Raw genomic sequence first — 11,463 nt, 5'->3', positions numbered from 1 at the left:
TGACAAACCCGGCTAGGATCAAGGTCCGAAGCCGGGTTTTTTACTTCGTTCTTTGCAGGGAGTTGAAGACACGATGCGTTGCCCTTTTTGCGGTCATCACGACACACAAGTCGTCGAGACACGGGATTCTGACGAAGGGGATTCGACCCGCCGTCGTCGCAAGTGCAATGGCTGCGACAAGCGTTTCACCACGTATGAGCGCGCCGAAATCGAACTGCCGGCGATCGTCAAGCGCGACGGGCGGCGTACCGACTACGACCGGGCCAAGCTCAAGGGCTCGATGATGATTGCCTTGCGCAAGCGGCCCGTGAGCGCCGAGGCGCTGGACAGCGCGCTGGAGGCCATCGAGGCCAAGCTGCGCCAGTGTGGTGAGAAGGAAGTGGTCTCCACACAATTGGGCGAATGGGTGATGCGCGAGTTGCGCAAGCTCGACAAGGTGGCCTATGTGCGTTTTGCCTCTGTTTACCGCAGCTTTGATGACGTGAGCGAGTTCGTCGCGGCGATCAAGGAGACGGGGAACAAGCGGGGGGCGAAGGCGGGATCCGACGAATGAAAAAAGGCCCTCTTGAATGTTCCAGAGGGCCTTTTGGTTTTGAGTTGCGAAGAAGCTGAAAAGGTTATTTCCAGCATTCGGCCACGGTGGTCGATTTGCCTGATGGCGGTGTGACGCTTTTCAAACCGGTTTGATCAATGCCGAACGCGCCACATCTGTCTCCGTTCATCGTGCCGCTGCTCTTTGGCGTCATGAGGAGCTTGTAGGAGGTCGCCGTCGGGCTGTTGGTGTCAAAGCTGAGATCGTAGGCTAGGTCGTTGCTGTTGCTCAAAGCTGAGGCGACATTGGCGGCGGTCAGATCGCTTCCTGCCAGCGGTGTCTTGTAGGAATTGTTCGCAGCATAGTAGCGCTGCATGTATTGCGCTGCTTCCATCAGGGCTGTTTGCGCCTTGGCGCGCTGCCCACGCCGCACGTATTCGGTGTACGAAGGGTAGGCGATGGACGCCAGGATCCCGATGATGGCAACCACCACCATCACTTCGATCAAGGTGAAACCACGTGATGTGTGGATTGAGCGTGTGGATGACATAACTAGCTGTTCAACTCTTGGAAGTATCGGTGGGGGTGAAACAAGCGGGGCAGAGTGCCCCGTTGTTCATCATGGATGCGGTGGGTTGAGGAGTTGACGCCAGATGCGGTCTTTGACTTTGTAGGTGGAGCAGTTTGAGCCCGTGCCTGGTGCCTTGATGCTGAGATCGCCTCCAGCGTTCTGAATGCTGCCAACCACTTCTGGAGGGGTGCTGCCACAAGGGGGCTGTGGGGGGCCTCCACCGCCACCGCCTCCGCCAGTGTCGTCCTTGGTCAGAATCCGTTGTGATCCCCCGCCGTAGGTAAAGCCACTGTAGGCCGCGTCAGCGCCTGTGACCAGTCCGTCGCCATTGGTGTCCAGAATGGCAACCTTGGATTGTTTGCCTGTGATGGCGTCAATCAAGAAGCCATAACCCTTTGCGCCTGCCGCTGTGCAGGATTCTTCTGTGCTGCCAGGTGCAACGGCGCTGATCAGAACGGCAGAGCTGAATCGCTGCGGGTCATAAATAGCCTTGGGGAGCGCGACACCAGAAGATTCTGGTACGGCGAGATCGAGCACCCAACCAAGTTTCGCCGACTCGCCCGTCCATGACATGTCGGCGCTGGTCAGATCGAAGAACGTGGCTGTGTTGCCAGAGGACTGCGTGATCACCTCACGGCTGCTGATGCTTTGGTGCAGCAGATTGGCTCGAGTGATGGCGGGTGGAATCTCCGATGCAGTGGACTTTGTTGTCGAGATCTTGTCCCAGACGCCGTAGGCTGCTTGCCTTTGTGGGCTGAGGTTATCTGCGTCGTACAACAGTTTGCCCGTGTTGAAGACGACCACCTGCCCACCAAGTGGATGCGCGTAGACCAGGGGGGCAGCCAGGACGGGTTGTTCGGTGCCTGCTTCATCCTTGTCGGTTGCCGTAAACAGGGGGGTGCTGTCGTACCCGATGGAAACCGTCCCATTGGCATCCACATCAAATCGCCATATTCTGCCGAGCGTATCGCCTGCGTAAATGGTGGTGACGTAGCCAGTCTTGTTGTCCTTTACCAGGGTGACGCCTCCAAGTCCGTGCGCAGTGCCTGTCGGTGGAATAGCATTTGTTGGCGTCGGCAAATTGATGACAGTGATGCTGCCGTCCGCTGGGTCAATCGAGAGCAGTGAAGGGATGCCTTGGGTGCTGTCAACGCCATTGCCCACAAAGATGCGCGAGGTGCCGTTGGGCAGTTGACCAATTTGCGGTGTGGATGTGATGTAGCCTACTGCAGGCGAGGTCACATCCCATTTGACGGTCGTGGCATTGAGGCTGCTTGTTGGGTCTACCGTATCCAGCTGGAAGGCGAAGATGGACTTGCCTCCCGCGCCCATGGTGCCCACAACGATGTTTTGCCATTGCGTGCCTACATGGACGTCAGACTCCGTGAGCTGGCCATCGACCACGTACTCGTGGTAGTTGTTGGGGTATCCATAGTCCAGGCTTGAGATCTTGTCGAGCTTGGTTTGCGCATCAATTGGGATGTAGGCAAATACTTCTTGACCGGTGGCTGTATTGAACGCGTGCACCATGCCGCCATTACCGCCTACGAACAGCAGTCCACTGGTGCGGGCAGCCTTGCTGGTTCGGAATGTGGTGTAGGACGGGTCGGTAACGCCCAGATTGCTCCCGCTTTGAACGAACAGAGGTGTTGAGTTGATGAAGTCGGGCAGCAGGTGTTTGATGTCGCGTTGGCGAAGGTCTCCACTACCTTTTTCCCCCCTCAGGAACGCGATCATGTCTTTTCCAAGCGCGCTGTCATTGATGGCGACAGCACCGTTTGTTCTCCCTACATAAATGTTGCGATTGGCTGGCTGCGGCATGGTCGGGGTGCCATCCATGTTTTCCGCGTTCCAAAGTTGCGATGTCACTTTGCCAAATTCGTTCAGCGCGTAAGCCTTGATTGTGCCGGTCCAGGTATAAGGCGTGTATTCGGGAACGAACTTGATGTTGCCTGCAATCAAGGATGTGGATGCGGTGGCCAGTCCCCCTTCTTTGAACGAGTCGGAGCTGCTGCGGTTCACGATTGCATCGATCGACTCCTTCACACTCTTGGGGCTGCCAATGTTGAAGAACTGACCCCGTGAGTTCAGCGCAGCGTGCCAGATGTCATCGATGATGTCCGCCGTAGTTGAGGGCTTATCTGGATCGAAGGTTTTCCAGCACTCGCCACCGGTTTGGCCGCACTTGGCCAGACGCAGTAATGCATTGTTGTAATCGACCGAGTTGTTCAAAACATCGTTGGTCAGCAGTGAGCCTGTGAGGCCGAACCCCATGTAGAACTGCGTGAGGTGTCGATAGGTGGCTGGGTCGCTCTTGATCTGAGCCAGCAGTTTGTCGTCATCCGTCGTGCCTTGAGGCGTCACCGTGATGGCTTTGACATTGTCGGGGCCGGGCTTGGCTTTGTCTCCCTGAAGGTCGGTTAGCCAGGCGTCCATGGCGTAGTCCGCCAAAGTGTTGGTGGACTCGTCTTTGAACGGGTAGGTTAGTCCGTCAATGTCGATTGAGCCATTACCGTCCACGTTGGCTGTGATCGCAATGCTGGTTGGAACGGGGTCGTTGTAATAGCCGTCGGTCAGTACCACGTTGTAGGCGCGGCGGCAGCGCAGATGGGCGTTCAATGCGCTGCCATTGACCATGTCAGAACTCCAGGGGCTAAGGTTGTCCGTGCGCGTGAAGTAGTTCTTGACGGACAAGGTGGCCTGACGTGTGGGTGTGCCCCCGTATGTCTTGAGTACCCGAATCCATTTGGTCAGATCGTACTTTTGCTCGGTCGTCCACTCTCGCACACCTCGGTGAACGGTGGACGATGCAACGCCATCGACGGGGTTCGTGCCCTTGGGGTCGTAGAAATCGCTTGGGAGGCCCGTGGCATCTCTCTTGACACCTGGGTGCAAGCCACCCCAGCCCATACGGAACTGATTGCCCAGGGGCAGCAGTGCGTCAGGAAGGGCGCCCTGTGCGATGAACAGGCGTGAACGGTAGAACACGAACCAGTTGGCGTAGTTTTGAAGTTCTGTGGACTTGTCGCAAGCCGTGGTGCGCGTTGTCGTGTCAACGTCGCAATCGGTTCGGTCAGGGTAAGCATCTGGATACTTCACTTTCGACGCGTCAGCATTCAAGTTGAAGTAGGTGTAGCTTCCGGTTTCGCCAGGATTCAAGCCTGGCGTCAAAAGATAGACCAAGGCCGGCGAGTAGGGTCTGTTGACTACTTTGGGGTCGCCAGCTCTGTCTCGATTGACGACTGAATGCCACTTGGCAGTAAAGCCTGATGTGCCGTCTGGATTCGACAGTTCCTTGGTTAAGTCTACGGCCGACGTGGTGTCGACCCAGCCTGCGGGATACTTCGTGGAGTTGGCATCAAGCTGTTTGAAGTTCGAGTCGTAAACCTCTGGGTCATAGGCCAGTGGGTCCAGGTGGGCATTTTTTGGGTCTGCGTTGTAGAAGGGCTTGATGAGCCCATCTTTGGTAATGCCTGTCCAGGGCTTGTACTTGATGGCTGGGTTGTAATAGATCTGGTTGACTTGGGGGGACCTGGATTGGTACTGAAGAACCAGATCCCGTTCGTCTTTTCCGACAATCAGTTGGTTTTGGGAATCAAGTGGGACGGACGTCATGAAAATGCTGTCCGTCCAGTTCTGGCCTCCACCCGTGAAGCGATTCTTTTTCGTTTCAAGTGGATGAGCGAACAGGTATCTTGGGCCTTGAATGCCGAAACTCAGGGAGTGTTTACCGACCTTGAAAGTGCCTTCTGGCAGGTAGTGCTGAGTCATCGATCCCGATTCGTCAAACGTCAGCATCAGGTTGGGCAAGGGCTTGCCTTCTGGACGATTCACCAATGGTGACTGGTCCGGTACGGCATGGGCTGGCATCCACAATTGCTGGAGCATGAAGGCAAGCGTGGTCAGCCGGATTACATGGAACCGGCGAGCAGGTTGTTGGTCGTTCATGTGTGCTTCTCTCTCACTGAATGTGGTCAAGGCGTGCTGTTTGCGGCCAGTTGCAAAATAGACTGGAGCCAGACGACGGATCCTGCTTGCGTCCGCCCTTGGTCGTTTTCAACGTAGTTGTCACTGAATCCACGTGAAGTAACGACCACGACCTGTGTGGTGCCCAGTGCGCGGAACTGCGCCATGCACTCGGGTGGGTTTGCTACGGCAGGCGCACCGCTGTCCTCTTTAGCCAGAAAATCTGCGGGTACAGGCTTCTTTGGGGCTTGGGCGCCACGTTTCCATTTATTGAAGTCTTTCCAGTCTTCGGTGGCTACGGTCGAAACGGCAGCAGAGGGTGTGAGGCTGCCGGACGTCACTTGGTTTTCGCAATAACGCAAGCCAGCTTGGGCGCCTTGCATGGCTTGCCCTTGGCGACGGTTGTTGTCTGCCACGCTATCGGTGTTGATGGCGCCCTTCATGATGGCCACAGATGCCAGGCTGATCACGACCAACATGACCAGCGCGACGATCAATACCACGCCAGATTGGCTCGCATGAGTACGTCGCGATTGGGTTGACCAGTGTGTGCCGGGAAGTGAATAGATTGGAGTTGCCATGTTGCAGTTCTTTCGCATCAGGGCGTTGGCGTTGGCGTAGGCGTTGCTGAAGCAGGGGTGTTGACGCGGTTGTTCAGCACCACCGTACTGGTGAAGGCCCGATAGATGCGGCGGTCTGTTGGGGCTGCTGTGTCGAGCCGGACAATGTCGCCCGCGCAGTTGCGGTAGGGCCTGGCTTTGTCCAGCACGTTCTCGGTGCTGCGAACCACCACGCAGATGCGTACCGATACGACTTGGCTCCACGAGTCACGCAGTGTGGGATTGGTTGACTCAGGGGGTTTGCCTACTTGCTCTGCTGTGGCATAGCGAACGATGTTGAGTGGCCGCTTCGTGACGGGGTCCAGCGAGGCAACGCCGTAGCGGATGAGCATTTCCGAAATGTTCTCAACCAGGGGTTGGGCGACGGGGAATTTTGTCGTGGCATTGTCTGCCCCGCCATTTCCTATGCACGATAGGGTGGGGGGCGTGCCGGTTGTGTTCACGAAGAAGCGGTTGTCTGCCACGAAGTGTGTGCCGCCTGTCGCTGGTGGGATGGCGAAGCCTCGACAGTCCATCGGGCCGGTTACCTTGGTCTTGTCGTCCGTTACCGTGGGAAGGGCGTCGCTGTCAGCTTCATAGCGAACCAGCAAGGCGTCAGACCCTGTTGACTTACCCGTGGCTACGCACGTAACACTGGTAGGATTCGGCTCGTTATCTGTCGATGTGTCAAAGCCGCCGTCGCAGCCCAGCAAATTGAGTTGTTTGTCTAACCGGCGTACCAGCACGCCTGTAGCGGCATCGGTACCAGTGGGCTGGCTGTAATCTGCCATGGTTATATGGTTGCGCAGGATGCCCAAGGCGAGTGTGGCATCTTCCGTGACCTGCGCCAGGGCCGCGGATTGCCTGGCGCCTGCAGTGCTGTTGATGAAGTTGGCGAAAACTGCCCCTACGACGACCAAACCGATGGCCATCGAGACCAGGATTTCGACCAGGGACAGGCCGCGTTCGAGGGATTTTTTGTTCAGGAGTGGGTGCATGGTGTGGCTCACACATTGATCCGGAAGTACATGCACCGAAGGGCGCCAGACAAGCTCGCAGTCTTGACGCTGTCGGCTAACTCGTCTTGGGGTGGGCAGGTCGATGGGCTGGGCGTGCCTGCGTCAGATGCTTCTTTCGGGTCCAGCCAGATCAACCAGACATCCACACCATTCTTGCCTGAGGCCGTGTCCACCGCCGAGATGCGTGCCGTGCCTGTGGGTAGGCTGTCGCGGATGTTGGTCAGCCAGTCGAACTTATCCTGTGCCGCCATTTCGGCTGGCGTGCAATTCGAGTTTGAGGCTGTGCAAGTCTTGGTGATGGTTGGGGCGCTTGTCGTCTCCGTGAATGTGTATTCGCCCGCTTCAAATCCCGTGCGGTTGGCACGCATGCGATCCGCCAGATCACTCACCAGCAGGGCGCCCATGGCACGCACCTCGCTTGTTTTGGTCAACTTGGTGGAGTTGATCTGCATGGCGAGCATGGTGAGGATGCCCAATGCGATCACCAGGATGGCGACCAGTACTTCAATCAGGGAGACGCCTTGTTGATGGCGATGTTGGGGGGGGCAGAGTGAGCGCATCTTGATGGACTTGTTTCTTCAGGGGCAGGTGCCGGCGGCGGTGCGTCCCGTGATCGAGATATCGAGTTTGACGCAATGGTTGCCGTTGCCTTTGGTGCCGACTGTGAATGATCCACTCAGACCCGTGCCGATACCCACAGCCTGAAACGTCATGCTGGCAGTCTTGTCTGCTGTGGCTACGGCGCCTGCACGGGTACCTTGCTCAACCAGCAGGATGGTGTCCGTGTCGGATTCGTAGGCGCCCAAGGCGCCGCTGCTGTTTGGGTAGTCCACGAACACCATCCAGCCCTGGCTCCAGGAGCCCAGTACAACGTCACCCTTTGCTTTGCAACTCGGCGTACTGGACGACGCATCCGCCAACGGACAAATACTCACCGGCCCACTGCGCTTGAGTGCCTCCGAGCGCGCCATGTGAATGGCCGTGGTCAGGCGATCCACATCGCTTCTGACTTGCTGCTTGACCAGGAAGGCGCGCAGCTGCGGCGCGCCCACTGAGGCGAGGATGGCCACGATGGCAACGGTTACCATCAGCTCAACCAGGGTGAAGCCTTTGTGGGCCTTGCCCGAAATAGTGCGCAATACGTCACGGTTTGTCATGCGTGCGATTTTCGCTCTGCGGTGGGCCGGTGGCCAGTCGGGCTGATGGCGCTTGCGCCGCTCGTCGGATCAGCGGTCGAATTCGGGCGATGAGCGGACACCCTGTTTCGGGGGGAGGGGGCGTACTAACCCCGAATGGGCTGGCTGCCGTGATTTGAGAGAGGTTTGAGCGTGAGCGTTGATGATGCCTTCCTGATGCAAGCCGTCGCCCTGGCGCGCGAGGCCATTGGCCTGTCCGAACCGAACCCCCGGGTGGGCTGCGTGCTGGTGTCTGCCTCTGGCGAGGTGCTGGGGCAGGGGCACACGCAGCAAGCCGGCGGGCCGCATGCCGAAGTCATGGCTTTGCGTGATGCCGAATCGCGCGGCCTGTCCGCGGCGGGGGCCACCGCTTATGTGACGCTGGAGCCCTGCGCCCACCACGGCCGCACGCCACCCTGTGCCGATGCCTTGGTGCGTGTCGGTGTGGGGCGGGTGGTCATTGCCTTGATGGACCCCAATCCGCTGGTCGGCGGCAAAGGGGCGGCGCGCCTGCGTGAGGCCGGTATCGCCGTGGATGTGGTGCCACCCACGCACCCGGCAGCTGTGGCATCGTGGGAGCTCAACATTGGTTTCCTGTCGCGGATGGTGCGGCAGCGCCCATGGGTGCGGATGAAGATGGCCGGCTCGCTGGATGGGCGCACGGCGCTGGGCAACGGGCAGAGCAAATGGATCACCGGCGAGGCCGCGCGGGCGGATGGCCAGGTCTGGCGTGCGCGTGCTGGGGCGGTGCTCACGGGGATCGGCACCGTGTTGGCAGATGACCCTCGACTGGATGTGCGTGCCATCGAAACACCACGACAACCCTTGCGCGTGGTGCTGGATTCGCACTGGCGCACGCCAGTCAACGCGAGGATCTGGGATCTACCGGGCGAAGCGCTGGTGATCGGTCTGGAGGATGGGGATCAAGCTGAAGAAGGCGCAAGTGAGCGTGCCGCCGCCCGGCACCAAGCCCTGGTCGATGCCGGTCGGCCGGTCCTCGCCTTGCCGGCCGACAACAGCGGGCGCCATGTATCGCTCCCCGCCGTGCTGGCCGAGTTGATGCGGCGCCACGTCAACGAACTGCACGTCGAGGCGGGGGCGCAACTCAATGCAGCCCTGATTGCCGCCGACCTGGTGGATGAGTACCTGATCTACCAGGCGCCCAAATTGATCGGGCCGGGGCGTGCACTGGCCGAATTGCCGGACCTGGATGACCTGACCGGGGCCGTGACATTGCAATTTCACGACGTGCAAATGGTGGGTGACGACCTGCGCATCCTGGCGCGACCGCCTGGGCGAGGGCGGTTCTGATCCACGAAAGCCCCCGCAATCCTTTGCGGCTACCCCGTGTTTTCCCCCAAAACAGGGCGCCGGCCCGCCTACAATCGCGGGATGCCCATTTCACCCATCCCCGAGCTGATTGCTGAACTCGCCGCTGGCCGCATGGTCATCCTCGTCGATGAAGAGGACCGCGAGAACGAAGGCGATCTGGTGCTGGCGTCTGATCACGTCACGCCCGAAGCGATCAACTTCATGGCCAAGTTCGGCCGTGGCCTGATCTGTCTGACCCTGACGCGCGAACGCTGCGAGCGGCTGCAACTGCCGCCCATGGCCACCCGCAACGGCACCAAGCATGGCACGGCGTTCACCGTGTCCATCGAGGCCGTTGAAGGCGTGACCACCGGGATCTCGGCCGCCGACCGCGCGCGTACCGTGGCGGCCGCCGTGGCGCGTGATGCCAAGCCCACCGATCTGGTGCAGCCTGGACACATCTTCCCGCTGCAGGCGCAGGATGGCGGCGTGCTGATGCGCGCCGGGCACACCGAAGCCGGTTGCGATCTGGCTGGCATGGCTGGCTTGACGCCGTCTTCCGTGATCTGCGAGATCATGAACGACGACGGCACCATGGCCCGTCTGCCGGACCTGGAGATCTTCGCCAAGGAACACGGCATCAAGATCGGCACCATTGCCGACCTGATCCAGTACCGCAGCCGCAATGAATCGCTGATCACCAACCTGGGCAAGCGCAGCATGCAGACGCCCGAAGGTGAGTTCGAGGCCAATGTGTTCCGCGATCGCACCGGTGCCCTGCATCTGGCGCTGACGCTGGGCAACTGGACTCAGGACGACGAGGTGCTGGTGCGCGTGCACGAGCCCTTGTCCGTGCTGGACTGGCTGGACGCTGGTAACCGCACCCACTCGTGGGCGCTGCCCAAGGCCCTGTCTGCCGTGCGTGAAGCCGGTCGCGGCGTGATCGTGCTGCTGAACGCGGGTGACGATACCGAGCAGTTGGGTGAGCGCTTGCTGCCCAAGACCCCGGTTCAGGCGCCCAAGACCCCTGTTGACCTGCGCACCTACGGTGTGGGCGCCCAGATTCTCAAGACACTGGGTGTGAACCGCATGCGCCTGATGGGCAACCAGCAGCGCCTGCCCAGCATGGTCGGCTATGGCCTGGAAGTCACCGGCTTCCTGACGGCCGATGGCCAGACTCTGGCGCCATCACATTGAATTTTGTAGGGATCGCGCGCTGTTAGCTCTTAATTTCGCTCTTTCTGTTTGAAACCTCGCTCTTTATCTGGAATACAAAACTATGCAAGGCGCTGACAAAGGACAAGCCGGTCGCTTGGACGGCAAGGATCTGCGTGTCGGGATCGTTCAGGCTCGCTTCAATGACGAACTGACCTCCCGCATGGCCTCCAACTGCATCGACGAGCTGGTCAAGCTGGGCGTGAATGCCAAGCACATCCAGCACGTGACGGTGCCTGGCGCACTCGAAGTGCCCGTGGCCCTGCAGGCCATGGCTGACAGCGAGCGTTTCGACGCGCTGGTGGCCCTGGGTTGCATCATCCGTGGTGAAACCTATCACTTCGAGCTGGTGGCCAACGAAAGTGGCGCGGGCGTGACCCGTGTCAGCCTGGATCACCATGTGCCAGTGGCCAACGCGATCCTGACCGTTGAAAACCAGGCGCAGGCTGAGGCCCGCGTGGACGAAAAAAGCCGTGACGCCGCCCGTGTGGCCGTCGAGATGGCCAACCTGCTGGATGACCTGCTGTGAGCCAAACGCCTGAATCCAACGCCAAGCCGGACGCGCCTCTGGAAGGCCGCCCCGCCCGCAAGTCGGCCTCGGGTGCGCCTTTGCGTGACCGTGCCAAGTCTTCCCGCCGCCGTGCCCGTGAGTTCGCGCTGCAAGGCCTGTACGAATGGCAGATCAACACGCGTGATGCGGGTTCGGTCGACGCCCACATCCGTGAGCAGGACGAATTCGCCAAGTGTGATCGCGCCCATTACGACGCGTTGCTGCATGGTTGCATTGAACAAAAAGTGCAACTGGATGCAGCATTGCTCAAGTTTCTGGACCGACCTGTCGAAGAATTGTCGCCTGTCGAGCATGCCGTGCTCTGGATCGGTGCGTACGAACTGACGCATTGTCTGGATGTGCCATACAAGGTCGCCATCAACGAGGCGGTCGAGCTGGCCAAGAGCTTCGGTGGCACCGACGGGCACAAATACGTCAATGGCGTGCTGGACCACCTTGCGCCCAGCCTGCGCCCTGACGAGGTCAAAGCAGCGCGTCCTGCCAGGAAGTAAAGGGCGTTTTATC

Annotated in this window: 11 protein-coding genes; 5 read left to right on the top strand and 6 right to left on the bottom strand. The window is 59.5% G+C overall.

From position 1 onward, the window contains the following. Positions 1-73 precede the first annotated feature (73 nt). Positions 74-553, top strand: a complete 480-nt coding sequence (nrdR, locus tag HY836_RS07590) for a transcriptional regulator NrdR (protein ID WP_290675132.1) — start codon at positions 74-76, stop codon at positions 551-553. Positions 554-617: 64 nt separating this feature from the next. Here nrdR and HY836_RS07585 read toward each other — a convergent pair whose 3' ends face one another. From HY836_RS07585 to HY836_RS07560, 6 genes are all read right to left on the bottom strand, one after another. Continuing rightward, on the bottom strand, positions 618-1,082 hold the full coding sequence (locus HY836_RS07585) for a type IV pilin protein (protein ID WP_290675131.1): 465 nt from the start codon (positions 1,080-1,082) through the stop codon (positions 618-620). 69 nt (positions 1,083-1,151) lie between these two features. After that, positions 1,152-5,051: a PilC/PilY family type IV pilus protein gene (locus HY836_RS07580; RefSeq protein WP_290675130.1), complete on the bottom strand. Its 3,900-nt coding sequence runs from the start codon at positions 5,049-5,051 to the stop codon at positions 1,152-1,154. A 26-nt stretch (positions 5,052-5,077) separates the two neighbouring features. Continuing rightward, positions 5,078-5,650 (bottom strand): PilX N-terminal domain-containing pilus assembly protein, encoded by a 573-nt coding sequence (locus tag HY836_RS07575; RefSeq protein ID WP_290675129.1) that lies wholly within the window; start codon positions 5,648-5,650, stop codon positions 5,078-5,080. 17 nt (positions 5,651-5,667) lie between these two features. Continuing rightward, positions 5,668-6,666: a PilW family protein gene (locus HY836_RS07570; protein WP_290675128.1), complete on the bottom strand. Its 999-nt coding sequence runs from the start codon at positions 6,664-6,666 to the stop codon at positions 5,668-5,670. Between the two features lie 8 nt (positions 6,667-6,674). Further along, positions 6,675-7,247: a type IV pilus modification protein PilV gene (gene pilV, locus HY836_RS07565; RefSeq protein ID WP_290675127.1), complete on the bottom strand. Its 573-nt coding sequence runs from the start codon at positions 7,245-7,247 to the stop codon at positions 6,675-6,677. An 18-nt stretch (positions 7,248-7,265) separates the two neighbouring features. Then, the gene (locus tag HY836_RS07560) at positions 7,266-7,844 is read right to left on the bottom strand and encodes a GspH/FimT family pseudopilin (RefSeq protein ID WP_290675126.1); all 579 of its coding nucleotides are present in this window, start codon (positions 7,842-7,844) and stop codon (positions 7,266-7,268) included. A gap of 171 nt (positions 7,845-8,015) precedes the next feature. On the opposite strand from HY836_RS07560, the gene ribD reads away from it, so the two are divergent. The 4 genes from ribD (at position 8,016) to nusB (ending at position 11,450) form a co-directional block, all read left to right on the top strand. Continuing rightward, on the top strand, positions 8,016-9,173 hold the full coding sequence (gene ribD, locus HY836_RS07555; protein WP_367114644.1) for a bifunctional diaminohydroxyphosphoribosylaminopyrimidine deaminase/5-amino-6-(5-phosphoribosylamino)uracil reductase RibD: 1,158 nt from the start codon (positions 8,016-8,018) through the stop codon (positions 9,171-9,173). A gap of 81 nt (positions 9,174-9,254) precedes the next feature. Next, on the top strand, positions 9,255-10,370 hold the full coding sequence (ribBA, locus tag HY836_RS07550; protein WP_290675124.1) for a bifunctional 3,4-dihydroxy-2-butanone-4-phosphate synthase/GTP cyclohydrolase II: 1,116 nt from the start codon (positions 9,255-9,257) through the stop codon (positions 10,368-10,370). Positions 10,371-10,452: 82 nt separating this feature from the next. Then, complete coding sequence (gene ribH / locus HY836_RS07545; protein ID WP_290675123.1) at positions 10,453-10,917, top strand: 6,7-dimethyl-8-ribityllumazine synthase; 465 nt, start codon at positions 10,453-10,455, stop codon at positions 10,915-10,917. A 38-nt stretch (positions 10,918-10,955) separates the two neighbouring features. Beyond that, positions 10,956-11,450 carry a transcription antitermination factor NusB gene (nusB, locus tag HY836_RS07540; RefSeq protein ID WP_290675135.1) on the top strand — a complete coding sequence of 165 codons (495 nt, stop codon included), beginning with the start codon at positions 10,956-10,958 and terminating at the stop codon, positions 11,448-11,450. Positions 11,451-11,463: the final 13 nt, after the last annotated feature.

Source organism: Aquabacterium sp., from assembly GCF_016234775.1.
Taxonomy (GTDB): domain Bacteria; phylum Pseudomonadota; class Gammaproteobacteria; order Burkholderiales; family Burkholderiaceae_C; genus Aquabacterium.
Note: the sequence above shows the minus strand (reverse complement) of the source record. Positions and strands in the feature narration are given on the sequence as shown.